We start from the raw sequence: 24,968 nt of genomic DNA, 5'->3' as shown, positions 1-24,968 counted from the left end.
TCACGTGCCCGGGGCGTCGTCGAGCAGCCGGCGCGCCCGCTCCAGCGAGAGCCCGTCACCGGCGGCGAACAGGGCGGCGAAGCCGGGCTCCGCGGCCTCGACCCCGCCGGTGATCCTCGCCAGCTCGTCGCGCTCGGAGTCGGACAGCGGCTGCCCGGATTCCCGCCACGCGGCCGCGGCGGCGCCGAGCGACCGCGCGGCCACGCCGGGCCGCCCGTCGGCCGCCGCCGCGGCGGCCATGCCCGCGATCGCCCAGGCCATGCCGCGGGCCGAGCCCTGGTCGCGATACGCGTCGAAGCCCTGCCGGAGCCAGGGGAGCGCGGCGGCGTGCTCGCCCCGCTCGCCGGCCAGCAGCCCCATCTCGACCAGCACCATCGACAGGTACGGCGGGTCGCCGTCTCCGGCCTGCCGGTCGCGGGCCTCGGCCAGCAGCCCGCGCAGGTGCTCCTCGGCGAGGTCGAGCCGGCCCGCCCGGCGGGCGGCGAAGGCCAGGCCGATGGTGGCGAACACCTCACCCGAGCGCTGACCCAGCTCCGCGGCCAGCCGCTTGGCCTGCTCGGCGTGGCGGAGAGCACGCAGTGGGTCCCCGGTCTGGACGTGGACCCAGGCCAGCCAGGCCTGCCGACCGGCCACGTCGGACCACAGCCCCAGGTCCTCGGCCATCCGCAGGTCGTCCTCGGCCAGCCGGGCCGCCTCCGCCCAGTCGCCCGTCAGGTCGGCCAGGCCGATCAGCCAGTCGCGGGCCTGGAGCACCCCCCAGTCGTCACCCAGGTCGCCGAACAGGGCCGCGCCGCGCCGGGCGTCGTGCTCCAGCGCGCCCTGGTCGCCGTGCAGGTGCGCGAGCATCGCGCGGGTGCTCAGCACCGCTGCCTCGCCCCACCGGTCGCCGGTCGCCCGGAACGTGTCCAGCGCCGGCTCCAGCAGCTCGCCGGTGGTCTTCTCGTCCCCGAAGTCGATGATGGACGCGGCCAGGAACCAGGCGGCGTGCGCCCGTCCGGCCTGGTCGGTCTCGGGGAACCCGCGCAGCGTCTCCGTCACCCGCTCCGGCCCGGCCTGTCCCAGGCGGATCGAGAGACCCAGGTGCCAGGTCCCGGCCCGGGCCCGGAGCTCCGGGGGAGCGTCGCCCGCCACGGCCAGCGCCGCCTCCAGGGCCCGGCGCGCCTCCGCGAACCGGCCCCGCAGGAACCAGTACCAGACCAGAGCGGTGGTGAGCCGCAGCGCCGGCTCGGCCGCGCCCTCGTGCCGGAAGGTCTCCAGGGCTGCCCGCATGTTCGCGGCCTCGGCGTCCAGCCGGCGCAGCCACTCCCGCTGGCCCGGCCCGCGCAGCCGGGGTCCGGCTTCTTCGGCCAGCGCCAGGTAGTGGCCGGCGTGCCGGCGCCGCAGCTCCGCCTCCTCGCCGCTGCGGCCCAGCTGGTCCAGGCAGTAGGCGGAGACCGACTCCAGCAGCCGGAACCGGGGCCCTTCCCCGCGCGTCACCAGCGAGCGGTCCACCAGCCCCGCCACCAGATCCAGCACCTCGCCGCCGGAGACCACGCCGCCGCGGCACACCGCCTCGGCCGCGGCCAGCGTGCACCCGCCCGGGTGGACGGCCAGCCGGCGCAGCACGGCCTGCTCGGGCTCGGTCAGCAGCCTCCAGCTCCAGTCGATCACCGCCGCGAGCGTGCGCTGCCTGGCCGGCGCGTCGCGCGGCCCGGAGCCGAGCAGCCCGAACCGGTCCCCTGACACGCGCAGGCGCGCCGCCAGCTCCCGCACGCCGAGCGCCGGAGCCCGGGTGGCGGCCAGCTCCAGCGCCAGCGGGATGCCGTCCAGCCGCCGGCACACCTCGGCCACCCCCGCGACGGTGTCCGGCTCCGGAGCCAGCCCGGCCCGCGCCAGGAACAGGCGCACGGCGGGCGAGTCCGCCAGCCGGGCGGGGTCGTCGCTGTCGGGCACGTCCAGCGGCGGCAGATCCCGGCGGACCTCGCCGCGCAGCCGCAGCGACTCCCGGCTGGTGGCCAGCACCCGCAGCTCCGGCACGGCCGGCAGCAACGCCCCCACCAGCTCGGCCACGGGCTCGATGACATGCTCGCAGTTGTCGAGGACCAGCAGCGTCCGCCGCCCGCGCAGGGCGGCCGCCAGCCGTTCGCCCGCCGGGCCCGGATCGCCGGGCGCGTCGGGGATGGACAGGACCGACAGGACCAGCTCCGCCGGGTCACCCCGCCCGTCCCAGGCGGTCAGGTCAACCAGCCACACGCCTTCCGGGAACGTCTCGACCAGGGCGCGCGCGACGGCGAGCGCCACGCTGGTCTTGCCCACCCCGCCGGGGCCGGTGAGCGTGACCAGCCGGCCGGCGGTCAGCGACTCCCGCACCCGCCGCACTGCCAGGTCGCGGCCGACCAGCTCGGACACCGGCGCGGGGAGATTGGTGGTCGGCCGGGTCGACCGCGGTGCCGGTACGGGGGCGTCCTCCGCCGGGTCACCGGTGAGGATGGCCCGCTGCAACGCCACCAGCTCGGGGCCCGGCTCCAGGCCCAGCTCGCCGGCGAGCGCGCGCCGCAGCTCCTGGAAGCTGTCGAGCGCCTCGCCCGCGCGGCCGGCCCGGTAGAGGGCGCGCATGTGGGCCGCCCGCAGCCGCTCCCGGTAGGGATGCCCGGCGACCTGCTCGCCCAGCCCGCCGACCAGGTCGCCGTGCTCACCCAGCTCCAGCCGGGCTTCCGCCCAGGACTCCAGCGTGGCCAACCGCTGCTCCTCCCACCTGGCCACGGCCACCCGGGCGAACTCCTCGTCGGCGAAGTCGGCCAGCGCGGGGCCGCGCCACAGCTCCAGCGCCTCGGCCAGCAGGCCCGCCCGCACCCGTGGATCGCCGGAAGCCCGCGCCCGCCCGGTCAGGGCCGCGAACCGCGCCGCGTCCACCGCCTCCGGCCCGGCGCGCAACGCGTACCCGGGAGCCTGCGACACCACCAGGTTCCGGCCGTCGGGCTCCGCGCCGGCCAGGGCCCGGCGCAGCTGGGAGACCCGGACGTGGAGTGCGGCCGTGGGGTCGGCCGGCGCCGCCCCGCCCCACAGGTCCTCGACCAGCCGGTCCGCCGACACCGGACGTCCCTCGTGCACCAGCAGGTCGGCCAGCAGGGCCCGCACCATGCGCCCCCGGATCGAGACGGGCTCGCCGTGATCGGTCCACACGGCCAGCGGCCCCAGCACCCCGAATCGCATGACGTCCTTCCGCCGTGGAAACCCCGCCGCGCAAGGTACCAGCCGCCGGCGGGGCACGCGCGCCGGTCAGCGGGTGGTGCGCGGGTAGCGGCCGTAAGGCGAGACCTCCGGATGACCCCGTCGCGACCTGGCGACGATGTGCGGGAGGCCGCCGCGGCGGCAGATTGAGCCGGGTGAACACCTCTCAACCGCGAAGGCGCCGTCCGGCGATGTCTGTCCTGATCATCGCTGTCTGGTCGGTGAGCTATCTGGCCCTCGGCCTTCTCTGGGCGCTCGGCGGGCCCGGGTACCCCTTCGACGCCGGGCGTCCCGGGCCGGGCAACACCCTGCTCGACCCGCTCGCGCCCGCGGTCGGCGGGAGCGTGCTGGCGGTGTCGGCGCTGGTGGCCGGCGGCGTCGCCGTGCTCGCCGCCAGGGGCCGACTCACCCGGGCCGCCGCCGTCGTGGCCGTCGTTGCCGGAGCCGGCCTGGCGGTGCTCCTGCCGGACGTGCGCATCATGATGACGGCCGGGTACCTGCCGGTGATGCTCGTCGCCGTGCTCGCCGGCCAGGCCGAGTTCTCGCTGATCATGTCCATGCTGACCTGGCCGAGCCTCAACCTGCTGATCCTGACGGCGGCCGGCGTCAGCCTCATGGTCCTGGGGACGCGGGCGCTGCTCGCCGACCGGCCCGGCAGCGCCGCCGGCGCGCTCAGGGCCGGCCTGTACGCGGTCGCCGTCGCGGTCGCCGTCCCCGTCTTCTACGCCGTCACCCGCTTCGGCTGGCTGCTGGGGATCCCCGTCGGCATCAGCGACGAGTTCCTGGCGTACATCGACGAGATCACGCCGATCGGCGCCGGCCTCGCGGCCGTCGGGCTCCTCGGCGCGGTCCTCACCCTCGGCCTGGTCCGGCCGTGGGGGGAGGTCTGGCCGCGCTGGGTGCCGTTCCTGCGCGGGCGGCCCGTCCCGGCGCGCCTCCCCGCCTGCGCGGCGCTGGCCGTCTCCCTGCCCATCACGTCCGCCGGGCTGATGTACGTACGCAAGAAACTCGGCGGGGAGAGGCTCGGCCCGGCCGGGGCGGGCGACGAGCTGGGCGCCTGGCTGCCGGAGATGCTGTGGCCGCTGTGGGGCGCGGCCCTGGCGGTGGCCGCCCTGGCGTACCTCAGCCGCCGGAACGCCGCGCACGGCCGCCGACCATAATGGCGGGTGTGAAAGAGTCCCCGTCTCCGGCCGAGGCCGCGGTGGACTCGTTTCTCCGACGGCACCAGGTGAGCGGCGACGCCGTGCTCGCCGTCCTGCTCGCCGTGCCCCTCGGCCTGGTCTCGTTCGGCCTGCTCAGAGCGTCCGGCAGCCCGCTCTCCCTGCGCCTGTTCGCGGGGGCCGGGCTGCTGGTGCTGCACGGCTGCGTGGTCGCGCGCCGCCTGCGCCCGCTGACGGCGTACGGCCTGGCCGCCGCGGCGATGCTGCTGCTGGTGCTGCTGCCGCCCCTGCACGACCCGTCCGGCGCCTATTACCCGGCGGTGCTGCTGCCCAGCTCGCTGGTGTTCGGTCTGCTGCTCTACACGGTGTCCAGCAGGCTGGACCTGCTGCCCGGGCTGGCCTGCCTGGCCGTCGCCCTGACCGGGGTGGTCCTGGTCCTGGCGCGGTTCTGGGACCCGGCCTCGTGGGGAGGCTCGTCGGGCGGCTACGACCTGGTCGCCTGGCGGATCGGGCTGTCGGCCGGCCTGGTCGCCGTGACGGCGTGCCTGTGGTCGCTGGGCCGCCTCAGCCGGGTCCGGGCGTTGTTCCTGGCCGAGCTCAGGGCGAAGGCCGAACGCGCCGAGACCGACCGCGCGCGCGAGCGGGCCGAGGCGGCGCGGGCGGAGCGCGACCGGATCAGCCGCGAGATGCACGACGTGGTGTCGCACTCGCTGGCCGTCATGGTCAGCCAGGCCGAGGGCGGCAGGCTGTCCGGCCCGGGCTCGCCCGGCGCGGCCGTGTTCGCCACCATCGCCGGCGTCGGGCGCGACGCCCTGCGCGACATGCGCGGCCTGCTGGGTGTGCTCCGCGCCGACGGCGGCACCGCTCCGCAGCCGGGCCTCGGCGACCTCTCCGACCTGCTCGACCACGTACGCACGACAGGCGTCCGCGTCGCGGTGCAAGAGGTCGGAGACGCCCGGCCGCTGCGCCCCGCCGTCGACCTGACCGCCTACCGCGTCATCCAGGAAGGGCTGACCAACGTCATCAAGCACGCGGGGCCGGTGGCCGCGGCCGACCTGACGCTCGCGTGGCGTCCGGACGGCCTGCACATCACCATCAAGGACGACGGCGCCGGGCCCGCGGAAGCGGAGGCGGGCGTCGGGCTGGCCGGGATGCGCGAACGCCTCAGCATGGTGGGAGGCACCCTGGAGGCCGGCGGGCGCCCCGGGGCCGGCTTCGAACTGTCGGCCGCCGTGCCCTACGAGCCGAGGAGTCTGCCATCATCAGGATCATGATCGTCGACGACCAGGAGCTGCTGCGCAACGGCCTGACCATGGTCGTCAGGTCCCAGCCCGACATGGAGGTCGCCGCCGAGGCCGGAGACGGGCTGGAGGCCCTGGAAGCACTGAAAGGGCTGGAGTCGCGGCGCGTCGACGTGGTGGTGATGGACATCCGCATGCCCCGGATGGACGGCGTCGCCGCGACCCGGGAGATCCAGCGGCTGGACGACCCGCCCAAGGTGCTGGCGCTGACGACGTTCGACCTCGACGAGCACGCCCTGGCCGCGCTGCGGGCCGGCGCGAGCGGGTTCATGCTGAAGGACGCGCCGGGGGAGGAGATCATCGCCGCGATCCGGCACGTGCACCGGGGCGACTCGATCATCGCGCCCTCCACGACGCGGCGTCTCGTCCGGCAGCTCGTGACGAAGCCGGGCACCGACCCGGAGGCCGTGCTCGGGGCGCTCACGCAGCGTGAGCGCGAGGTCTTCCGCGGCCTGGCCAGGGGCGCCTCCAACGCCGAGATCGGGGCCGAGCTGTTCCTGTCGGAGGCCACGGTCAAGACGCACGTCGGGCGCATCCTGACGAAGTTCGGGCTGCGCGACCGCGTCCAGGCGGTGGTGCTGGCCTACGAATCCGGTGTCGTCACCCCGGGTGAGGGCTGACCGGCGGGTGACGCTGGGGAGGCACCGTTCCCGACCCTGAGTAAATGGTGACGATGGTCCCGCCGTCGCGGGACCTCCTTCTCTGGTTACGCGGTCGTGCCGGGTGTGGCCTGGAGACGTGGGACACGGAAGGAGGCCGCCATGAACCTGCCCGAGCGGAGAGATGTCAGGTTCCCGTTCCCGGAGCTGCTGGAGTGGGTGGAGAACCCGATGTTCGGGTTCCGCCCGTTCGGTCAGCTCGTCCGGGTCGAGGACTACATCGCCGATGATCGGTACGTGCTGCGGGCCGAACTCCCCGGGGTCGACCCCGAGGAGGACATCGAGGTCACCGTGGACGGCGGCATGCTGCACATCCGCGCTGAGAAGACCCACCGGGCCACCGAGCCGCACCGCTCCGAGTTCGCCTACGGGGCGCTCTCGCGGACGGTGACGCTGCCCGCCACGGCCAGGACCGACGACGTCAAGGCCGTCTACAAGGACGGGGTCCTGGAGATCAGCGTGGGGCTGGAGGAGGAGAAGAAGGCCGAGGGCCGGCGGATCGCCGTCGAGCACTGACGCCACGACCGGGCGCGGACGGGGATCTCCCCCGCCCGCGCCCTTCGCGCGCCGCCTCGCGGCAGCGGTCCGCCGGGGGAGCGGTGACGGGACGAAGGTCCTCGTGCCGGGAGTCGTACGGCACTGCTCCTGAGACCGCGCATGCGGTGTGCTGTGGGTGACACGGAAACGGCGATCACCCTTCGGAAGGGGGGCCATCATGGACGCCACCGTCAGCAGGCCCGTCAGGGAAACCGGCGCCGCGCAGGCGCGACCCCCGGTCGACTACGTCTGGGCGGTCGCCCGGATCTCGATCGGCTGGGTCTTCCTGTGGGCGTTCCTGGACAAGACCTTCGGGTGGGGGTTCGCCACTCCGGCCGACCGGGCCTGGATCTCGGGCGGCAGCCCGACGACCGGGTTCCTCAAGGGCACGGGCGAGAACGCGCTCGGCGGCCTCTTCTCGGGCCTGGCCGGTCAGGCGTGGGTGGACTGGCTCTTCATGGCCGGTCTGCTCGGCGTCGGCCTGGCGCTGGTCCTCGGGGTCGGCACGCGGATCGCGGCGGGCGCCGGCACCGCGATGCTGGTGCTCATGTGGGCGGCGGAGCTGCCCCTGGCCAACAACCCGTTCATGGACGATCACATCATCTACTCGATCGTCCTCGTCGGTCTCGCGCTCGCCGAAGCCGGACGCACCTGGGGGCTGGGCAACCTGCCGATCGTGCGGCGCACCGCCTGGCTGAAGTAGCGCGACCGATCCCGCGCCCACCTCCGGCAGCCGGAGGTGGGCGCCGGCATGCCCGGCTGGAAGACCCTGGTCAGGAGGACGAAAGCCTCTCGTTGAGGTGCCGTCACCGGGGGGACGATGGTTACATGAACCAGATCCTGCTCGGCTACGACGGCTCGGACTTCTCCGTGCAGGCGCTCGACTGGGCCCTGGACGAGGCCGAGCTCAGAAAACTGCCGCTGACCGTCGCCCACGCCTGGCAGTGGCCCTACGGCCAGGCGGCGGAGGAGGCCAAGGCCCACCTGCGCAAGGCGGCCGAGCACGTGCTGTGGCACGGCGCCGACTGCGCCCGCCAGACCAGCTCAGGCGTACGCGTCGAGACGGACCTCCACGAGGGATCCGCCGCCGAACGCCTCGTCGAGCTCTCCGAGCACGCCGCGCTCGTCGTGGTCGGATCGCGCGGGCTCAACACGTTGTCCAGGGCCGTCGTGGGCTCGGTGGCCGAGTACGTCGCCGTCCACGCCGCTTGCCCCGTGGTCGTCGTACGGGGGCCGGGACCGTTGCCCGTGACGACGAACCCCGGGCCGATCGTCGTCGCCGACCCGGTGCCGGACGCGGCCGTCCTGGAGTTCGCGTTCGAGGAGGCCGCCCTGCGCCAGTTGCCGCTCGCCGCCTCGGCGGACCTCGCCGAGCAGGCGGCGCGCCACCCGGGCGTGCGCACCGAGCCGCTCGCCGCCGGGGCGTCCGCCTCTCTCGTGGTCGCCGGCCGTGAGCACGCCACGCGCGCCGGTGTGGCGGGCGTGTTCCAGGGGCGCGTCCCGTGCCCCGTGGCGGTGGTGGGCGGCCGGAAGCCGGTCAGCGGGTCATGATGCTGATGCCGAGCATGCGGGCGCCGGTCTCGGTGCGCGGACGGTGCGTGCTGCCGGGCGCGAACACCACGTAGCTGCCCGGCCCGAGCCGCCGCCCCCGGTCGACGAACTCTCCGGAGATCACGTAATAGCGCTCCTCCCCGTCGTGGACGTCGTCCTCCGGCCACTCCGTCCCCGGGGCGAAGTCGTACATCCACCCGCGCGCCCACTCCGTGGCGGGCAGGCGCCGCCGGATGATCCCGGGGACCACCTCGACCGGTTCGACCTCGTCCACGTGCAGGACCTGAACATCATCGGGCTCTCGCGTCATGGGACCCATCGTCGCGACGGCGGGCCCCCGTGGCCCAGTGTCTGGAATGACGCCTTCGGGTACTTTTCTGCCATGAGTGTTCACCGGGTGGCCGCCCTGGTGCTGCCGCCGCAGTCAACGTTCGAGCTGGCCTGCGCCGCCGAGGTCTTCGGCATGAGCCGCCCCGGGCTGCCCGCCCGCTACGCGTTCGCCGTGTGCGGGGAGCGGCCGGGCGCGGTCCCGACCCTGGCGGGCTACGACATGGTCGTACGCCTGGGGCTGGCCGCGCTGGAGACCGCGGACACGGTGGTCGTCCCCGGCTGGCAGGACCGCGAGCGCCCCGCGCCGCCCGCCGTGATCGACGCGCTGCGGCGGGCGCACCGGCGCGGCGCCCGCATCGTCGCGATCTGCTCCGGCGCGTTCCTCCTGGCCCAGGCGGGGCTGCTCGACCACCGCAGGGCCACCACCCACTGGCGGATGGCCGCCGACCTCGCCGCGCGCTTCCCCGATGTCCAGGTCGAGCCCGACACGCTCTACATCGACCTGGGCGACGTCGCCACCAGCGCGGGCACCGCCGCGGGCATCGACCTGTGCCTGCACCTGGCCCGCGCCGACCACGGCGCCGCGCACGCCGCCAGGATCGCCCGGCACATGGTCATGCCGCCGCACCGTGAGGGCGGCCAGCTCCAGTACGCCGCCCAGGACCGCGACGGCCACCCGCCGGAGTCGCTCGCCCTCGTCCTCGACTGGGCGCTCGAACGGCTGCACGAGCCGCTCGGCGTCGGCGACCTCGCCGCCCAGGCCGGCATCTCCCCCCGGACGCTCGCCCGCCGGTTCGCCGGGCAGCTCGGCGTCACCCCCGGCCGCTGGCTGCTCCAGCAGCGCGTCGCGGCGGCCCGGACCCTCCTGGAGGAGACGGACCTCCCCGTGGAGACGATCGCGGCCAGGGTCGGCCTGTCGTCGGCCGCCAACCTCCGCAGACGCTTCCACACCCTGGTGCGTACGACTCCCGCCGCCTACCGCCGATCCTTCGCGCCGTGCGGAGATCGCTGAAAACCGGTGGACGGCGTCGTTAGTGTGGCTCGCATGACTGTCGTGGACGTCGACCGGTTCGTGACCGAAGGATTCGCCAAGCTGGAGGCGGCCGTGCCCCGTGAGGTCGCGGACGCGGCCAGTGCGCAGGTGTGGCAGCAGATCGGGCTCTCGCCCGACGACCCCGCCGCCTGGCGGGAGCCGGTGGTGTGGACCGCCGACATGACCGGCCATGGCGCCTTCGGCGAGCTGGCGCGCAGCCCGCGGCTGCGCGAGGCGCTCGACGAGATCGCCGGGCCCGGTGGATGGGTGCCGCGCGCCGCCCTCGGCAACATGCCGATCCGCTTCCCCGGCAAGGCGCCGGTCGACGACCGGGGCTGGCACATCGACGCCTCGGTGGCCAGGCCCGACGGCTCGTGGGCCGTGTCGGGCCGGCCGGAGACGATGCTGCTGCTCGTGCTGCTGTCGGAGGTGGGCGACGACGACGCGCCGACCCGCGTCCGGGTGGGCTCGCACCGCGACGCCGCCGAGGCGCTGGGCGAGCGGGTGCTCGACCCGTTCGAGGCCGGGCCGCTGCTCGACGCCGCCTCCAAGGACCGCCCGGTGGCCCACGCGACCGGCCTGCCCGGCGACATGTACCTCCTGCACCCGCTGACCGTGCACGCCGCCGACGAGCACCGCGGCACCCGGCCGCGTTTCATGTCCCAGGGGCCGGTGTTCCTGAAGCAGCCGGTCGCGCCGGGAGAGGGCAACGCCCTGGCCCGCGCCCTGCTCTCCTGACTACCTGGCCGAGTAGCGTCCGGGCGTGCAGCCGTACTCCTTCACGAAGGCCGTGATGAACGCCGAAGGGCTGGAGTAGCCGACCCGGCGGGCGACCTCCGACACCGGCCGGGTCTCCAGCAGCGCGCGCGAGGTGCGCAGCCGCAGCTTGGTGCGCACCCGCGAGTAGGGCATGCCGAACTCGCGCTCGAAGTCGCGCTGCAACGTCTTGACGCTGACGTGCAGCCGCTCGGCCCACTCGTCGAGGCGGACGCTCTCGCCGGGGTTGTGCGACAGCTCGCGCACGACCGCCAGCGCGAAGCCGGTGCCCGAGCCGGGGTGCCCGGCGGGCTCCGCGCCCGCCGGGGCGACCCCGGCCATGATGCGGGCACGCGCCTCCAGGGCGGCGGCCTCGTCGTGACCGGGACGCGCGATGGCCTCGATCAGCCTGGCCGCCTCGGGGGCGACGGAGACCGCTCCGGCCCGCAGCCCGCCGAGCGCCGCGGGGACCTCGCGCAGGCAGATCCGGTAGACCGTCTGCCGGTCGGCCGCGCGCACCTCGTGGGTGACCGCGCGGTGCGCCCAGAACGCCTCACGCGGGCCCACGAACTGCGCCTGCGCTCCGTGCCTGGCCGACAGCATGCCGTCGGGCGACCAGTAGAGCTGGTGGAGGAAGTCCTCGCGGCTCTCGCCGAACTCCAGCACGGTCGCCGACCGGTACTTGAGCACCAGGACGCCGGTGGGCCGGCCGAGACCGTAGCCGTACTCCTCGCACCGGAGCGGATCGGCGCCCGTCGGCCCCGCCAGGGACACGGTCTGACGTCTCAGCGACATCGGCTGACCTCCCGTCGACATCACAAGCAACTTAGGTAAGGGTAGCCTAACCATGCCTCGGCCAACTCGTGGCCTGGCCTTTCACCCTGTTCCGAGGAATGTTTCTGATGCGTTCTGCCCTGCCCTGGCGCACCGCCGGCGCCGTGGCCCTCGCGCTCGCCCTGGCGACCGGCTGCGGTACGGCCGAGTCCGGTGAGCAGCCCGCCGAGGCCGCCGCGACCCGGACCTTCACCGTCGACGACGGCGAGATCACCATCCCCGCCGACCCCAAGCGGGTCGTCGCGACCGGGTACGCGGTGCCCGTGCTGATCGAGGCCGACGCCGCCCTGGTCGGCATCTCCACGTGGAAGCGCGGCCTGCCGCTGATGTCCGAGGAGGACCTGGCGACGTACAACGGCCTGGAGAAGGTCGCGGGGGAGTCCGCCGCCGAGACCAACTACGAGGCCATCGCCAAGGTCAAGCCCGACCTGATCGTCATCGGCGTTCCCAAGCCGGTTCTCGCCGACGTGGACGTCGAACGCCTGAAGTCGATCGCCCCGGTGGCCGTGATCGGCCCGACGGTGCCGTCGGCGTGGCGTGAGCTCTCGCGCCGCCAGTCCGACGCCGCGGGCCGCTCGGCGAACTTCGACGCCGCCAAGACCGCGTACGAGAAGAAGGCCGCCGAATTCACGGCCAAGTACAAGGACGCGGTGTCGGGCCTGAAGTTCGGCCATGTTGGCGCGTACGGGGACATCTCCGACGGCACGTTCCATCGGGAGTTCTCCGGGTCGTGGGGCCCGAACATCATCGAGGACGTCGGCGTCACCTACTACGGCGAGGTCAAGGAGAAGACCGGCGGTTCCGGCGACGTCTCGGAGTACCCCTCGATCGAGGAGCTGCCCCAGAGCCTCGGCGAGGCCGACGCCATCACCTACTCGGTCCAGGACGACGGCACGCCGAGCGAGGCCGTGAAGTACGTGCTCGACTCCGAGCTGTGGAAGGGCCTGCCCGCGGTCAAGGCCGGCAAGGTCTTCCCGATCCGCTACACCGAGGCCGCCACCTACGAGTCGGCGATGAAGACCCTGGACGCCGTCGACGAGGCGCTCGCGCCGCTGCTCGCCTCATGAGGATGGAGCGCCACAACCCCAGGGAACGGGTCGCCGAGCACCACGTCAACGGCAACGGCGTCGCCCGCGTCGGCTACCCGATCGGCATCCGCACGGCCCCGGTCGCCGCCCGCGAGCTGATCACCCCGCGCATGCTGCGGCTCACGCTCAGGGGCCCGGAGCTGGAGGGGTTCCACAGCTACCAGGCCGACGACCACGTGAAGATCGTCTTCCCGGACGCTGACGGCACCCTGCGCCTCCCCGTGCCGAATGACGAGCAGATGCTCGACTGGCCCGACCCCTCGCCCACCACGCGCACGTACACCATCCGGCGGTACGACGCCGACTCCCGCGAGATCGACCTCGACATCGTGCTGCACGACGGCGGCGTGGCGGCCACGTGGGCGGCCACCGTCCAGGTGGGCGACGAGGTGTCCATCGCCGGACCGCCCGGAGCCAAGGCGTTCCCGCACACGTACGGCCACTACGTGTTCGCGGTCGACGCGACCGCGCTGCCCGCGGCGGCGCGGTGGCTGGAGGAGTCGCCGCCCGGCGTGTCCGCGCACCTCGTGATCGAGACCGACGACCCCGCCGAGCACGCCTACCCGCTCGCCGAGCGCGACGGCGTGGAGGTGATCTGGCTCGTCCGCGAGAACGGGCACTCCTCGCTCGCCGGCACGGTCCAGTCCCTCACGCTGCCGCCCGTGCCGGTCTTCCTGTACGCGGCCGGCGAGGCGGGCGACATCAGGCCGCTGCGCCAGTGGAGCGCGGGCCGGCTCGACTCGCTGTTCACCGGCTACTGGAAGCGTGGAGTCGCGGGGCTTGAAGACTGATCGGCGACGGGCGGCCATCCTCGTGGCCGCCCTCGTGCTCCTGCTCGTCGTGGCGGGCGCGAGCGTGTCCGTCGGCGCCCAGGCCATCGCGCCCGCCGAGGTCTGGCGCGCCTTCACCGCCTACGCCGGGACCGGCGAGCACCAGATCGTGCGCGGGATCCGGGTCCCGCGCACGGTGCTCGGCATCTTCGTGGGCGCCGCCCTGGGCACCGCGGGCACGCTGGTCCAGACGCTGACCCGCAACCCGCTGGCCGAGCCGGGCATCCTCGGGGTGACCGCCGGCGCGGGGTTCGCGATCACCGTCGGCGCCGTGCTGGGCCTGGCCGGGAGCCCGGCCGGGCAGCTCGGGCTGGCCTTCGCGGGCGCCGTGCTGGCCTCGGTCGCCGTCTACGCCGTCGGCTCGACCTCGCCGCTGCGGCTGGTTCTGACCGGTGTGGCGCTCAGCTCCGTCCTCGCGGGCGTCTCGCTCGGCATGCGGCTGATGCTGCCCGACGTGTTCGACACGTTCCGGTTCTGGTCCGTCGGAGGGCTGGCCGGGCACGAGCAGCAGCCGCTGACGCTCGCGCTCTGGACGATCGCGGTGGCGCTCGCCTGCTCCGTGGCGATCACCAGGCCGCTGAACGCGATGGTCCTCGGCGACGACGTGGCCAGGGCGCTCGGCGGGCACCTCGCGCGCACCCGGTTCGGCGTGCTCGTGCTGGTCACCCTGCTCGCCGGCGCGGCCACGGCCGCCGCCGGGCCGATCGCGTTCCTCGGGCTGATGGTGCCGCACCTGGCCCGCCGGGCGGCGGGCGCGTCGATCCCGTGGCTGATGGCCTACACGATGGTGCTGGGGCCGGTCCTGCTGCTGGTCTCCGACATCGCCGCCCGCGTGCTGCTCCCGACGGGGGAGGTGCCGGTGGCCGTGGTCACCGCGTTCCTCGGCGCGCCGGTGCTCATCTGGGCGGTACGACGGCGCGGGGCGGTGCGGTCATGACCGGTCATGTCGTGCTGCGTGCGGGCACGTACTCGATCAGGGTGGCGCGGCGGCCGCTGGTGGCGTCGCTCGCGCTCGTGGCGGCGGCGCTGGCGCTGGCGTTCACGGCGCTGTGCTTCGGCGCCTCGTGGTCGCATCCCGGTGAGGTGCTCGCGGCGCTGGCCGGCCACGGCGACTCCGTCGTGGTGGTCCGCGACTGGCGGCTGCCCAGGGTCGCCGCCGCGCTGGTCTTCGGAGCCGCGCTCGGGCTGGCCGGGGCGATCTTCCAGAACCTCACCAGGAACGCCCTCGGCAGCCCGGACATCATCGGGCTCGACGCCGGCTCCTACACTGGCGCGCTGTTCGCCATCACCGTGCTGAGCGGCACCTCCGCGCAGCTCTCCGTCAGCTCCGTCGCGGGCGGCCTGGCCGCGGCGGCGGCCGTCTACTTCCTGTCGCTGCGCTCCGGGCTCAGCGGCATGCGGCTGATCGTCATCGGCATCGCCATGAACGCCATGCTGACCGCGCTGAACTCCTGGATCGTGCTGCGGGCCGAGCTGGAGGTGGCCATGGCCGCGACCGGGTGGAGCGCGGGCTCGCTGAACGGGGTCGACTGGGCCGAGCTCGTCCTGCCGTTCCTGGTCATCGGCGCGCTGACGCTGCTGCTGGTGACGCTGTCGTCCGGGATGCGCCAGGCCGCGCTGGGCGACGATCTCGCGGTCGCGTCAGGGGTGCGGCTGAACCTGCTCCGGCTGCTGCTCGTGCTGGCCGGCGTCGGCTGCACGGCCACGGTGACGGCGGTCGCCGGGCCGATCGTGTTCATCGCGCTCGCCGCGCCGCAGATCGGCCGGCTGCTCGCCGGGACGGCGGGGGTGGCGCTGATGCCCGCCGCGCTGACCGGCGCGGTGCTGCTGCTGGCCGCGGACCTCGTGGCGCAGGCCGTGTTCGCCCCCATCTCGCTGCCGGTCGGGGTGGTCACGACGGTGATCGGCGGCGGGTACCTCATCTGGCTGCTCGTCAGAAGGGCCGGGCGGACGTGAAACCGGTGGCGCGGCGGAGAACTGGTGCACGCCGCGTCATCCTCCGGGCCGCTCCCCGCGGCCGGCCGGACCGTCAGGCGCCCCGCCCGTCCCTGGACCGGCACCGTCCACGCGCTGCTCCGCCACCTGGCCGAGGCCGGGTTCACCGGCTGCCCGGGGCGCGGAACCCGCGTGGCCGGGCGGCCGTGACCGTCGTGCCCTGGTCACCGACATCGGCTCGTGATGTGGACCTGGGATCTTTCCCGCATGAGTACGGTCGCGCGACGCGTGGCGAGCTGGCTGGGGCTGGCCGGCCACCTGGGCACGCTGGTGCCCTTCTACGTCTCCAGCGGTCTCATGGCCCCCCTCTGGGCGATCATCGTGCTGTTCGCGGTGTGGCTGGCCCTGCTGGTGGCCGCGGTCCAGGCGGTACGGGCCAGCTCCCCGTGGGGATTGCTGGTGCCGGTGGTCTCGCTGGCCTTCTGGTGGACCGCCATGTCCGCGGGAGGGACGTTCCTGGGCTGGACCCCCTGAGTACGCGGACGATGATCGTCCGAAATTAGGCGGGGCTCTGGCCACGGCACTCTTGACACTCCGCGGGGCGGGACTTAGCGTCTCTTTGCAGACGCATTTCGTCCAAATTAAATTCCCAGCGTACCGCCACGAAACCAGCTCCATAGCTCATCGCTCCAGCTACCGGAAGACGCCTGCGGGCGGGGTGCCGGCGCCCTCGTCACGCATGCCTTTGGCACGGTCCACAAGACCTTCCGCCACGCCTGGAAACCGCCACGAGCCGGGCGCGTCTTCCGCCTCGCCTCCCGGCTGACGCCCGGGAGCCCCCCAGCCCTCCGCCACACATCCCGCCCGCATGCCTTCCTGCCCTTCGGCGTGCGGCCGGCGACGTCACCGCAAGGAGCCCCGCATGGTCAGTGAGCGTGTTCCACCGCAGAGCGAACCAGGCAACCCCGACACCGCCACGGTGGCGGATCCGCCGAAGCACCGGCCGGTCGTGGCGTGGGTCATCACGCTCATGCTGCTCGGCTGCACCCTGATCAGCTATCTCGACCGCGCCATCCTGGGGCTGGTCGCGCAGCCCGCGATGGCGGACCTCGGCCTGACGGCCGCCGAGTTCGGGGCCATCAGCAGCGCGGCGAGCCTGCTCAGCCCGATCGCGGCACTGCTGTTCGCCTTCGTGGCGGACCGGCTGCCGCTCAAGAACACCCTCTTCACCCTCGTGCTGGTGTGGTCGCTGCTCCAGCTGCCCATCTTCTTCGCCGCCTCGGCCGGGCTGCTGCTGGTGACCAGGCTCATCCTCGGCGCGGCCGACGCCCCGGCGAACTCGCTGATGCACTCGATCGCCTACTCCTGGTGGCCCAACGAGCGGCGCGGCCTCCCGGCGGCCATCCTGACCACCGGGGCGTCCTTCGGCAAGCTGATCTTCGCCCCGGTCATCGTCGTCATCATCGCCGCGTTCAGCTGGGAAGCCGGCTTCCTGACCGTGGCGATCATGGGCTTCGTCTGGTGCGTCGCCTGGGCGTTCGTCGGCAAGGTCGGCCCGTACGCCGACGACGTGACGCCCGCCAAGGCGGAGGCCGTCGCGGAGGGCCCCGCCGACCCCACGGTGGGCAGGCGCGCGCCGCTGCTGTCCATCCTGCTGACCGGCACCTTCATCGGCTACCTCGCCGTCTTCACCGCGGCCGGGATCCTCGTGGTCATCGTGCTCACCTGGCTCCCGTCGTACTTCCAGGAGGGGCTGGGCTTCTCCGCCGTCATGGCCGGGTCGCTGTTCGGGGTGCCGAGCATCATGTCGGTGGTGTTCCTGTTCCTGTACGGGCCGCTGGGGGACAAGGCGCTCAGCAGGGGCGTGCCGGCCCGGGTGGTCCGCGTGCTCATCGGCGGCGCGCTGGTGGCGGCCGGCGGCCTGTCGCTGCTGGCCCTGCCGCTGGTCTCCGGCGTCGCCGGGCCCATGGCGCTGCTCATGCTCGGCTACGGACTGGTCACCAGCATCTACGCCGTCGCCAACCCGACGCTCGCCCAGATCGTGCCGGCCGCGCAGCGCACCAGTGTCCTGACGATCGGTCTCGCCCTGAGCGGCCTGCTCTCGGTGGTCGGGCCGTGGCTGGCAGGCGTGGTGCTCGACGCCGCCAAGGCCTCGGGGGCCGGGGCCGACGGATATCTCGACGTGTTCATGATGGCGGGCGGCATCGCCATCGCCGGCGGCGCGCTCTTCGCGCTGCTGGCCAACCCCGAGCGGGACGCGTTGAAGGTGGAGGCGGCCCGCGCCGCGCTCGCCGCGCGCAACGCCGCGTGACAGCCGGAAGCCCGGCAGTCCGAGCGGGCTGCCGGGCTTCCGCTATGCCGGCGTGACGCGGAAGACCGGGTACCGCGCGGCGATCCGCTCGAACTCCTCCAGCGGCGCCTCCTGATCCACGGGGATGTGGGTGCGGCCTCCGGGCGAGACGGCCAGGTAGCGGCGCAGAATGGGCGCGCGCGACCCGGGCTCCACCTCCTCCAGGCGCACGGCCTCGGTGCGGCCGTAGCGCAGGACCGCCCGGCCTCCGGCCGCGCGGACGTTGCGCACCCAGTTGGTGTCCTGGCCGAGCATCGCCACCAGGTAGCGCTCACCCCCGAGATCCGCGACGACCAGGGGGAAGGAGACGTCACGGCCGGTGCGCCGGCCTTTCACCCGGAGGGTCACCATCCGGCCGGTCCCCAGGATCCCCGCCGCGAACACGGTGGCCCAGATCCGGTTGATCGCCCGGGCCAGGCGGTTGGGGCGCCCGCCCCGATAGAGCCAGCGGTCGAGGCGATGCAGTCGTGTGGCCTTCATGACTCTCCTGTCCAGTGTTCATGCACAGCGTTCATGAACACCGTACATGAACATTGCACAGGTAGAGTTGCCGGGTGACTCTGGAGAAGCTGACCCGCCAGGCCGTCGTCGAGCGGGCGATGAAGATCGCCGCCACCGACGGGCTCCAGGCGGTCACCATCCGCCGCCTCGCCGCCGACCTCGGCGTCACCCCGACGGCTCTCTACTGGCATGTCAAGAACAAGGACGAGCTGCTCTCCGCGCTCGCCGACCACCTGCTCGCGGCGCTCGTCGCCGACGTGGACCCGGGCCGGCCCTGGCAGCAGCGGCTGCGCGCGGTGGTCACCGCGCTGGTCGAGCAGACCCGCGCGCACCCCTATCTCGCCGCCCTGCTGCCGGTGATCGACAAGGGCACGGCCGAGGCCTACCACCGCGCCACCGACACCGTGATCGGGTTGCTCACCGAAGCCGGGTTCACCCTCCCGCAGGCCGACCAGGTGGCCACCTACCTGCTCATGGGCGCCACGGCCATGGTGTCCTGCCAGCCCGGCGGCGCCGGCGGCGACGAGGAGGAGGCCGCGGAGCTCAGCCGGCGGCAGCGCCTCGACCTCGAACGCCTGCCTCCCCGCCGCTACCCTCACCTGGCCGCCTTCGCGGCGACCCTCACCGGGCCTCCCGACCTCGACGCCTACTACTCCTTCGGCGTCGACCTGCTGCTGTCCGCCGTGGAGGCCATGGCGCAGGCCGCCGATCGCTGAGCGATGATCACTGAATCTGGCACACTGGGAGCGTGAGCGCACGAGGCCGTCCACCGGACCCCGACCTCGAGACCCGCGTCCACGCCGCGGCCCTCGAACTCTACGGGGAGGTCGGCTGGGCGGGGTTCAGCTTCGACGTGCTGGCCCGCCGGGCCCATGTGGGCAAGGCGACGCTCTACGGCAGGTGGGGGAGCAAGGAGAAGCTGATCGTCGACGCCCTGGCCACGGGGCTTCCGCGCCATCCGGAGGAGAAGGTCTCCGGTTCGCTGCGGAACGACCTGATCCGGATGGCCGGCGAGATCCTCGACAGCTACCTCGAACCCCAGGGGCTGGTCTACCTGAGGGCCCAGATCGAGGCCAGGGTCTATCCCGAGCTGTTCGGGCAGGCGCTGGAGACGTTCCAGCGCGAGCGCATCAGGATCGGCCGCGCCATCGTGATCGGCGCCATCGAGCGCGGCGAACTGCCGCCGGGCACGTCTCCCGCGCTCGTGCTGGACGCGGTCGCCGGCGTCCTGACCAACCGTTTCCTCTCGACGCCGATCAGCCAGACGGCCTCCCTGGCCGCGCGCAAGGACGCGTACGCCGAGGAGACCGTGGACTTCGTGCTCTCCGCCGTCCACTACCGCGCTCCGGGATCTTGACACCGCCCGGCGCCCGCTTTAGCGTCTAATAGACGGTTTTCGTCCGAAATTAGGGGTCTCATGACGGCTTACTCGCTGGATCATGTCGCTCTGGCCGTGCGGAGGTGGACCCAGGGCGGCCCGGTCCTGGCCGGCCGTTTCGGCGGCCGCTGGCGCCACGGTTTCGAGCAGGCCGGGGCCTTCAACCCCGCGCAGATCGAGTACGCCAACGGCATGCGGGTGGAGCTGCTGCAGCCCGGCTCCGACCCGGCGTCGTTCGTCCGCCGCTTCCTCGACGGCACCGGCGCGCGGGCCCGCCCGCACCACATCACCTTCAAGGTGCGCGACATCCGGGCCAGCCTCGGCGCGGCGGGCGCGGCCGGGTTCGAGCCGATCCTCGTCAACCTGGACTTCGAGGGATGGCAGGAGGCGTTCCTGCACCCCAAGGACACCGGTCTCGGCTTCCTCGTCCAGATGGCCCAGGCCGAGGAGATGCCGGAGGAGCTGGCCGGCGACATGCCCGGCCTGAGCCTGACGCCCCCGTGGCCCGAACCCGAGGTCGCCTGGGCGGCCCTGCCCGCGGTCGCCGGGCAGGTGTCGCGGTGGGACCCGGTGCGCCGGGTGCTCCGCGACGTCCTCGGCGGCGCCGAGACCCCGCTGGAGCCCGGGATCTCCCGCTTCACCTGGCCGAGCGGGGCCGACCTGGTGCTCGCCACCGGGGAGGAGCCCGGCCTGCGGGCCCTCGCCTTCCGCGGCGACGGCGCGGTCTCCTGGGAGCTCGCCGACGTCCTGCGCGCCGCCGAGCGGGAGCCGATCGTGCCGGAGCTCGGCATCAGGGTCGCCGACCTGGCCTCGCAGCGGGTGGCCGGCTGAGCGCGATCGGGCCCGGAATTACGATGTGACCGTGACTCCGACACCCCGACGCGCGTCCCGCTCCCGAGAGGTCGCCGTGCCCAGCATCCGCGACGTCGCCGCCGCCGCCGGAGTGTCCTACCAGACCGTCTCCCGGGTGCTGAACGAGTCGCCGCGGGTGCGGCCCGAGACCCGCGCCGCCGTGCTGACGGCCATCGAGCAGCTCGGGTTCCGGCCCAGCCGGGCCGCCCGCGCGCTCAGCCTGGGCCGCGCCCCCGGCATCACCGTGGTGACGTCCAACACCGTCCTGTACGGCTACGCCGCCACGCTGCAGGGCATCGAGGAGGCCGCCCGGGCGGAGGGCATGGCCGTGGGCGTCAGGGTGGTGGAGTCGGCCGAGCCCGCCGAGGTGAAGCAGGCGGCCGACTACGTCGCCGACCCCAGCGCGGGCGGCGTGGTGGTGATCGCGTTCGACCCGATCGGCGTCGCGGTGCTGGAGGCGCTGCCGGACCACGTCCCCGCCGTCGCCGCCGCCGAGCCCGCCGCGCCCGAGCGGGGACGGGTCGCGATCGCGCTGGACGAGCGCCGCGCCGCGGCCGATGCCACCCGGCACCTCCTGGCGCTGGGCCACCGCACCGTCCACCACGTCGCCATCCCGTCGGAGGGCGGCTCGGGCGGCCGGCTGGCGGGCTGGCGCGACGCGCTGGGTCAGGCCGGGGCCGACATCCCCGAGGTGCTCGGCTGCGGATGGGACATCGCCTCCGCCTACGCCGCCGGGCGGCGGCTGGCGGCGGACCCGGACGTGACGGCCATCCTGTGCGGCAACGACGACATCGCCCAGGGCGTGCGCCGGGCGCTGTACGACGCGGGCAAGGACGTGCCCGGCGACGTGAGCATCGTCGGCTTCGACGACATCCCCGGCTCCGCCTACTCGACCCCCGCGCTGACCACGGTCCGCATGGACTTCGTAGGACTGGGACGGGCCTGCTTCCGCGCGGCCGTCGCGGAGCTGGGCCGTCAGGAGCAGCCCCGGCCGGCCCTCGTGCCGCCGAGCCTGGTGGTGCGCGAGTCCACCGCGCCGCCGCCCAGTCGCCGGACCGCCACGTAACGATCCCGTAAACAGGTCTTCCCTTCGCGGCGTGTGACCGATCACACTCGCCAATGTGACCGGTCACATCATCCAGTGAAGAGCGAGGTCCTGATGACTGCCGACGTTGCCGAACACCTGCGCTGGGGCCATGCCGGCCTCGCCGCCGTGGTGGAGATCCATCCGGATCGCCCGGTGGTGCTGCGTGAGCTGTCGGCGGGGCCGCCCGCCCTGGCCGCGCGGGTGTCGCAACCTCTGGTCGAGGTGCTGGTCCCGGGCGAGGGCCGGGCCAGGGCCTCGCAGCGGCTGTCGGAGACGGCGGTGGGCTGCCGGCTGCGCTACGCGGGCGCGGCGCAGTCGGCGGAGGGCGGCCGGCACGAGCTGCGGCTGCGGATGCGCGACGAGGCGTCCGGGCTCGCCGCCGAGGTGACGCTCCGCTCCCGGGAGGGGGTGCCGGCCGTGCAGGCGTCGGTACGGGTGACCAACCTGGGCCGGGAGCCGGTGCTGCTGCTGGCCGTCACGTCCTTCGCCGCGGGTTTCCTGGGCCGGCCGGTGGCCGACCTCGACGTGCTGTACGCGAGCAGCGAATGGCTGGGGGAGAGCCGGTGGACCAGGGAACCGCTCGGCGCGCGCATCGCCGATCTCGGCCTGGCGGGGCACGGCCAGCACGGCCGGGGCGCGTTCGCGCTGACCAGCACCGGCACCTGGTCCAGCGGCCGGCACGTGCCCATGGGCGGGCTGACCGACCGGGGGAGCGGACAGACCTGGCTGTGGCAGATCGAGCACAACGGCCCCTGGCGCTGGGAGATCGGCGACCGGCTGGACGGCGCGTACGTGGCGCTGTCCGGGCCGGCCGACGCCGACCACCAGTGGAGCGAGCTGCTCGCGCCCGGCGAGTCGTTCACCACCGTGCCGGTCTCGGTCGCCGTCTCGGCCGGCGGCGTGGAGGGCGCGGTGGCGGCCATGACCGCGCACCGCCGCGCCCTGGTGCGCCCCCATCCCGACCGGATCGCGCTGCCCGTGGTGTTCAACGACTACATGAACACGGTGATGGGCGACCCGACGACGGACAAGCTGCTGCCCCTCGTCGACGCCGCCGCCTCCGCCGGGGCCGAGGTGTTCTGCGTGGACGCCGGCTGGTACGACGACGGGGGCGACTGGTGGGACAGCGTGGGGGAGTGGGAGCCCTCCCGGACGCGGTTCCCCCGGGGCCTGGAGGAGGTGCTGGCCCGCATCACCGGCCACGGCATGACCCCGGGGCTGTGGCTGGAGCCGGAGGTCATCGGCGTGCGCAGCCCGATGGCCGGCAAGCTGCCCGCCGAGGCGTTCCTGCAGCGCGGCGGCGCCCGCGTCGCCGAGCACGGCCGCTACCACCTGGACCTGCGCCACCCGGCCGCCGTCGCGCACCTGGACCAGGTGGTGGACCGGCTGGTGGAGGAGCTGGGCGTCGGCTACTTCAAGCTGGACTACAACATCAACCCGGGTGCGGGCACCGACCTCGGCGCCACCAGCGCCGGCGCCGGGCTGCTCGCCCACAACCGGGCCCACCTGGCCTGGCTGGAAAGCGTGCTGGACCGCCATCCGCGCCTCGTGCTGGAGAACTGCGGCTCGGGCGCGATGCGCATGGACTACGCGATGCTGGCCCGCCTCAACCTGCAGTCCACCAGTGACCAGCGGGACTTCCTGCGCTACCCGCCGATCGCGGTCGCCGCGCCGCTGTCGGTGCTGCCCGAGCAGGCCGCCAACTGGGCCTACCCCCAGCCCTGGATGGCGGACGAGGAGATCGTCTTCACCCTGTGCACCGGCATCCTGGGCCGCCTCTACCTGTCGGGCAACCTGCACCGGATGACCCCGGGCCAGCTCGCCCTCGTCCGGGAGGGCCTCCGGCTCCACCAGAGCCTCAGGGCCGACCTGCCCCGCGCCATGCCGTGCTGGCCGCTGGGCCTGCCGGGCTGGGACGACCCCTGGCTCGCCCTCGGCCTGCGCGCCGGCGACGCCACGCACCTGGGCGTCTGGCGCAGACCCGGCGCCACGGGCGCCACGGTGCTCCCGCTGCCTCACCTGACCGGGCGAGCTCTGCACGTGGAGATCGCCTACCCCGCCGCGGCGGACGGCTGGACCCACGCGTGGAACGCGCGCGCCGGCGAGCTGACCGTCACCGCCGGCGCCGCTCCCTCCGCCCGCATCCTGCACCTCCGTCCCCGCTGACCCCCCGAACGGGACGTTCGGCACTATCGTTGCCGAACGCGGATAAAGGAAGACAAACCGTGAAGCTCGTACAGCGCCTCGCCACCGCCGCGGCCCTCGTCCTGGCCGTCACGGCCTGCAGCGATCCCGCCGCCGGCCCCGCCGCGCCCGCCGAAGGCGCTTCACCGGCGGCCTGGCCCTCGCCCGCCGCACGCCTGGACGGGACCACGCTCACCATCTGGGCCGCGCAGAACAGCAACACCGCGCCCAAGGCCGTCATCGACGCCTTCACCCAGGCCACCGGCGCCAAGGTCGAGGTCGTCACCATCCCCGACCCCTACGAGCAGGGCGTGCAGACCAAGGTGGCCACCGGCGACAAGCCGGACCTGGCCTTCTGGCAGCCCACCGCGTCCATGCTCACCGCGCTCAACGCCCGCGCCAACCTCCAGCCGCTCGACGGCGCCCCCTGGCTCTCCACGCTCTCGCCCGAGCTGCGCGACATCACGGGTCTGCTGGACGAGACCCGGTACGCCGCGCTCATCACCAGCCCCGCCGTCGAGGGCGTCTACTACAACAAGGAGGTCTTCGCCGCCAACGGCATCACCGGGACGCCGAAGAACTTCGACGAGATGGTCGAGGTGGCCCGCACGCTCAAGGGCAAGGGCGTCACTCCGTTCTTCGAGATGGCCGGCGACAAGTGGGCCACCCAGTGGTGGGTGCAGGTCCAGCTCGCCGACGCCGCCAAGGACGGCCTCTGGGACCGGGTCAACACCGGCAAGGAGACCTTCGAGGACAAGACCATCCTGGACGCGATCAAGAAGTACCGGGCCCTGATCGACGAAGGGCTCTTCAACGCCGACATCAAGACGGCGACGTTCGAGGACCAGGGCGAGGCGCTGCTGTCCGGCGAGGCCGCGATGGTGATGCAGGTGAACTCGTTCTTCGGCCAGCTGCAGGCCAAGGCCGGCACCGCGGAGCTGGACGAGAAGATCGGCTTCTTCCCGATCTCGCCGTCGGGCAACGTCGGCACCTTCATCCCCGACCAGTCCAACGCCCTGGTCGCCTTCCGCACCGGTGACGCCGCCCGCGAGGCCGCCGCCCGGCAGCTGCTCGCGTACTGGATGGGGCCCGGCTACGCCGGGTTCGCGGCCGACCGCAAGACCGTCTCGCTGCGTACGGACCTGCCCAGCCCGGACGGCGTGCCGCAGGCGCTGCTGGACGTGCACGCCTCGCTGGGCGGGTCGGCCGGCTCCATGCAGGCACTCGCGGTGGCCAACCCCGACCTGTACCTCAATCTGGCGGACATGGTCGTCGGCAGCCTGACCCCCGAGGAGGTGGCCGCCGCCACCCAGAAGCAGTTCGCCCAGCTCGCCAAGGCGGCCGGGGCCACCGGCTTCTGACCCACGCCCGTCCCGGCGGGAGGCCTCGGGC

The 24,968-nt window shown here is 73.9% G+C and carries 25 protein-coding genes; 21 read left to right on the top strand and 4 right to left on the bottom strand.

Translation table 11 applies throughout. The features are described 5' to 3' along the window. Entirely contained in the window at nt 1–3,192 is a 3,192-nt protein-coding gene (locus tag ACIBF7_RS08215; protein ID WP_397196737.1) for a BTAD domain-containing putative transcriptional regulator, read from the bottom strand. 209 nt (nt 3,193–3,401) lie between these two features. Here ACIBF7_RS08215 and ACIBF7_RS08210 point away from each other — a divergent pair, with 209 nt between their 5' ends. The 6 genes from ACIBF7_RS08210 (at nt 3,402) to ACIBF7_RS08185 (ending at nt 8,418) form a co-directional block, all read left to right on the top strand. Beyond that, on the top strand, nt 3,402–4,370 hold the full coding sequence (locus ACIBF7_RS08210; RefSeq protein WP_397196736.1) for a hypothetical protein: 969 nt from the start codon (nt 3,402–3,404) through the stop codon (nt 4,368–4,370). Between the two features lie 8 nt (nt 4,371–4,378). Next, complete coding sequence (locus tag ACIBF7_RS08205; RefSeq protein ID WP_397196735.1) at nt 4,379–5,644, top strand: sensor histidine kinase; 1,266 nt, start codon at nt 4,379–4,381, stop codon at nt 5,642–5,644. After that, nucleotides 5,641–6,291 (top strand): response regulator transcription factor, encoded by a 651-nt coding sequence (locus tag ACIBF7_RS08200; protein ID WP_271279173.1) that lies wholly within the window; start codon nt 5,641–5,643, stop codon nt 6,289–6,291. The genes ACIBF7_RS08205 and ACIBF7_RS08200 overlap by 4 nt, the downstream gene beginning before the upstream one ends. A 141-nt stretch (nt 6,292–6,432) precedes the next feature. Continuing rightward, nucleotides 6,433–6,846 (top strand): Hsp20/alpha crystallin family protein, encoded by a 414-nt coding sequence (locus ACIBF7_RS08195; protein ID WP_148031804.1) that lies wholly within the window; start codon nt 6,433–6,435, stop codon nt 6,844–6,846. Nucleotides 6,847–7,045: 199 nt separating this feature from the next. Continuing rightward, entirely contained in the window at nt 7,046–7,570 is a 525-nt protein-coding gene (locus tag ACIBF7_RS08190; protein WP_397196734.1) for a hypothetical protein, read from the top strand. Nucleotides 7,571–7,695: 125 nt separating this feature from the next. Next, nucleotides 7,696–8,418 carry a universal stress protein gene (locus ACIBF7_RS08185; protein ID WP_271279174.1) on the top strand — a complete coding sequence of 241 codons (723 nt, stop codon included), beginning with the start codon at nt 7,696–7,698 and terminating at the stop codon, nt 8,416–8,418. Here ACIBF7_RS08185 and ACIBF7_RS08180 read toward each other — a convergent pair. Further along, nucleotides 8,405–8,728 carry a cupin domain-containing protein gene (locus ACIBF7_RS08180; RefSeq protein ID WP_148031801.1) on the bottom strand — a complete coding sequence of 108 codons (324 nt, stop codon included), beginning with the start codon at nt 8,726–8,728 and terminating at the stop codon, nt 8,405–8,407. The genes ACIBF7_RS08185 and ACIBF7_RS08180 overlap by 14 nt on opposite strands. A gap of 72 nt (nt 8,729–8,800) precedes the next feature. Here ACIBF7_RS08180 and ACIBF7_RS08175 point away from each other — a divergent pair, with 72 nt between their 5' ends. Beyond that, nucleotides 8,801–9,760, top strand: a complete 960-nt coding sequence (locus ACIBF7_RS08175; protein WP_397196732.1) for a helix-turn-helix domain-containing protein — start codon at nt 8,801–8,803, stop codon at nt 9,758–9,760. A gap of 33 nt (nt 9,761–9,793) precedes the next feature. Beyond that, nucleotides 9,794–10,519: a phytanoyl-CoA dioxygenase family protein gene (locus tag ACIBF7_RS08170; protein WP_397196731.1), complete on the top strand. Its 726-nt coding sequence runs from the start codon at nt 9,794–9,796 to the stop codon at nt 10,517–10,519. Here ACIBF7_RS08170 and ACIBF7_RS08165 read toward each other — a convergent pair whose 3' ends face one another. Further along, nucleotides 10,520–11,332 (bottom strand): helix-turn-helix transcriptional regulator, encoded by an 813-nt coding sequence (locus ACIBF7_RS08165; RefSeq protein ID WP_148031798.1) that lies wholly within the window; start codon nt 11,330–11,332, stop codon nt 10,520–10,522. A gap of 107 nt (nt 11,333–11,439) precedes the next feature. Between ACIBF7_RS08165 and ACIBF7_RS08160 the strand changes: the two genes are divergently transcribed. The 7 genes from ACIBF7_RS08160 (at nt 11,440) to ACIBF7_RS08130 (ending at nt 17,535) form a co-directional block, all read left to right on the top strand. Then, nucleotides 11,440–12,438, top strand: coding sequence for an ABC transporter substrate-binding protein (locus ACIBF7_RS08160; RefSeq protein ID WP_397196730.1), 999 nt, complete (start codon nt 11,440–11,442; stop codon nt 12,436–12,438). A 2-nt stretch (nt 12,439–12,440) separates the two neighbouring features. After that, complete coding sequence (locus ACIBF7_RS08155) at nt 12,441–13,250, top strand: siderophore-interacting protein (protein ID WP_271279178.1); 810 nt, start codon at nt 12,441–12,443, stop codon at nt 13,248–13,250. Continuing rightward, the gene (locus ACIBF7_RS08150) at nt 13,240–14,226 is read left to right on the top strand and encodes a FecCD family ABC transporter permease (protein WP_397196729.1); all 987 of its coding nucleotides are present in this window, start codon (nt 13,240–13,242) and stop codon (nt 14,224–14,226) included. The genes ACIBF7_RS08155 and ACIBF7_RS08150 overlap by 11 nt, the downstream gene beginning before the upstream one ends. Then, nucleotides 14,223–15,245, top strand: coding sequence for a FecCD family ABC transporter permease (locus ACIBF7_RS08145; RefSeq protein ID WP_397196728.1), 1,023 nt, complete (start codon nt 14,223–14,225; stop codon nt 15,243–15,245). The genes ACIBF7_RS08150 and ACIBF7_RS08145 overlap by 4 nt, the downstream gene beginning before the upstream one ends. Nucleotides 15,246–15,269: 24 nt before the next feature. Next, nucleotides 15,270–15,434 carry a hypothetical protein gene (locus ACIBF7_RS08140; RefSeq protein ID WP_397196727.1) on the top strand — a complete coding sequence of 55 codons (165 nt, stop codon included), beginning with the start codon at nt 15,270–15,272 and terminating at the stop codon, nt 15,432–15,434. A 57-nt stretch (nt 15,435–15,491) separates the two neighbouring features. Continuing rightward, nucleotides 15,492–15,758, top strand: a complete 267-nt coding sequence (locus ACIBF7_RS08135) for a hypothetical protein (protein WP_271279182.1) — start codon at nt 15,492–15,494, stop codon at nt 15,756–15,758. Nucleotides 15,759–16,146: 388 nt separating this feature from the next. Continuing rightward, entirely contained in the window at nt 16,147–17,535 is a 1,389-nt protein-coding gene (locus tag ACIBF7_RS08130; RefSeq protein ID WP_271279183.1) for an MFS transporter, read from the top strand. 42 nt (nt 17,536–17,577) lie between these two features. On the opposite strand, the gene ACIBF7_RS08125 is transcribed toward ACIBF7_RS08130, so the two are convergent. Continuing rightward, nucleotides 17,578–18,054, bottom strand: a complete 477-nt coding sequence (locus tag ACIBF7_RS08125; protein ID WP_397196726.1) for a nitroreductase family deazaflavin-dependent oxidoreductase — start codon at nt 18,052–18,054, stop codon at nt 17,578–17,580. Nucleotides 18,055–18,128: 74 nt separating this feature from the next. On the opposite strand from ACIBF7_RS08125, the gene ACIBF7_RS08120 reads away from it, so the two are divergent. The 6 genes from ACIBF7_RS08120 (at nt 18,129) to ACIBF7_RS08095 (ending at nt 24,937) form a co-directional block, all read left to right on the top strand. Next, nucleotides 18,129–18,791 carry a TetR family transcriptional regulator gene (locus tag ACIBF7_RS08120; RefSeq protein WP_397196724.1) on the top strand — a complete coding sequence of 221 codons (663 nt, stop codon included), beginning with the start codon at nt 18,129–18,131 and terminating at the stop codon, nt 18,789–18,791. Nucleotides 18,792–18,823: 32 nt separating this feature from the next. Beyond that, complete coding sequence (locus ACIBF7_RS08115) at nt 18,824–19,432, top strand: TetR/AcrR family transcriptional regulator (protein ID WP_187281177.1); 609 nt, start codon at nt 18,824–18,826, stop codon at nt 19,430–19,432. Nucleotides 19,433–19,492: 60 nt separating this feature from the next. Continuing rightward, nucleotides 19,493–20,284, top strand: coding sequence for a VOC family protein (locus ACIBF7_RS08110; RefSeq protein WP_397196723.1), 792 nt, complete (start codon nt 19,493–19,495; stop codon nt 20,282–20,284). Nucleotides 20,285–20,315: 31 nt separating this feature from the next. Further along, the gene (locus ACIBF7_RS08105) at nt 20,316–21,371 is read left to right on the top strand and encodes a LacI family DNA-binding transcriptional regulator (protein WP_397196722.1); all 1,056 of its coding nucleotides are present in this window, start codon (nt 20,316–20,318) and stop codon (nt 21,369–21,371) included. 93 nt (nt 21,372–21,464) lie between these two features. Continuing rightward, the gene (locus ACIBF7_RS08100; RefSeq protein WP_397196721.1) at nt 21,465–23,558 is read left to right on the top strand and encodes an alpha-galactosidase; all 2,094 of its coding nucleotides are present in this window, start codon (nt 21,465–21,467) and stop codon (nt 23,556–23,558) included. 59 nt (nt 23,559–23,617) lie between these two features. Further along, complete coding sequence (locus tag ACIBF7_RS08095; protein WP_397196720.1) at nt 23,618–24,937, top strand: ABC transporter substrate-binding protein; 1,320 nt, start codon at nt 23,618–23,620, stop codon at nt 24,935–24,937. The last annotated feature ends 31 nt before the right edge of the window (nt 24,938–24,968 follow it).

The sequence above is a fragment of the Nonomuraea sp. NPDC050478 genome (genome assembly GCF_044458265.1).
In the GTDB taxonomy this organism is placed as follows: domain Bacteria; phylum Actinomycetota; class Actinomycetes; order Streptosporangiales; family Streptosporangiaceae; genus Nonomuraea; species Nonomuraea ferruginea.
The sequence above is the reverse complement of the archived record's forward strand: the minus strand, read 5'-3'. Positions and strand labels throughout refer to the sequence as shown.

Coding starts and splice junctions, on each gene's coding strand:
- ACIBF7_RS08100 (WP_397196721.1), top strand. CDS start 21,465: ATGACTGCCGACGTTGCCGAACACCTGCGCTGGGGCCATGCCGGCCTC.
- ACIBF7_RS08135 (WP_271279182.1), top strand. CDS start 15,492: ATGAGTACGGTCGCGCGACGCGTGGCGAGCTGGCTGGGGCTGGCCGGC.
- ACIBF7_RS08215 (WP_397196737.1), bottom strand. CDS start 3,192: ATGCGATTCGGGGTGCTGGGGCCGCTGGCCGTGTGGACCGATCACGGC.
- ACIBF7_RS08195 (WP_148031804.1), top strand. CDS start 6,433: ATGAACCTGCCCGAGCGGAGAGATGTCAGGTTCCCGTTCCCGGAGCTG.
- ACIBF7_RS08125 (WP_397196726.1), bottom strand. CDS start 18,054: ATGAAGGCCACACGACTGCATCGCCTCGACCGCTGGCTCTATCGGGGC.
- ACIBF7_RS08155 (WP_271279178.1), top strand. CDS start 12,441: ATGGAGCGCCACAACCCCAGGGAACGGGTCGCCGAGCACCACGTCAAC.
- ACIBF7_RS08145 (WP_397196728.1), top strand. CDS start 14,223: ATGACCGGTCATGTCGTGCTGCGTGCGGGCACGTACTCGATCAGGGTG.
- ACIBF7_RS08160 (WP_397196730.1), top strand. CDS start 11,440: ATGCGTTCTGCCCTGCCCTGGCGCACCGCCGGCGCCGTGGCCCTCGCG.
- ACIBF7_RS08170 (WP_397196731.1), top strand. CDS start 9,794: ATGACTGTCGTGGACGTCGACCGGTTCGTGACCGAAGGATTCGCCAAG.
- ACIBF7_RS08165 (WP_148031798.1), bottom strand. CDS start 11,332: ATGTCGCTGAGACGTCAGACCGTGTCCCTGGCGGGGCCGACGGGCGCC.
- ACIBF7_RS08130 (WP_271279183.1), top strand. CDS start 16,147: ATGGTCAGTGAGCGTGTTCCACCGCAGAGCGAACCAGGCAACCCCGAC.
- ACIBF7_RS08110 (WP_397196723.1), top strand. CDS start 19,493: ATGACGGCTTACTCGCTGGATCATGTCGCTCTGGCCGTGCGGAGGTGG.
- ACIBF7_RS08175 (WP_397196732.1), top strand. CDS start 8,801: ATGAGTGTTCACCGGGTGGCCGCCCTGGTGCTGCCGCCGCAGTCAACG.
- ACIBF7_RS08200 (WP_271279173.1), top strand. CDS start 5,641: ATGATCGTCGACGACCAGGAGCTGCTGCGCAACGGCCTGACCATGGTC.
- ACIBF7_RS08180 (WP_148031801.1), bottom strand. CDS start 8,728: ATGACGCGAGAGCCCGATGATGTTCAGGTCCTGCACGTGGACGAGGTC.
- ACIBF7_RS08210 (WP_397196736.1), top strand. CDS start 3,402: ATGTCTGTCCTGATCATCGCTGTCTGGTCGGTGAGCTATCTGGCCCTC.
- ACIBF7_RS08185 (WP_271279174.1), top strand. CDS start 7,696: ATGAACCAGATCCTGCTCGGCTACGACGGCTCGGACTTCTCCGTGCAG.
- ACIBF7_RS08190 (WP_397196734.1), top strand. CDS start 7,046: ATGGACGCCACCGTCAGCAGGCCCGTCAGGGAAACCGGCGCCGCGCAG.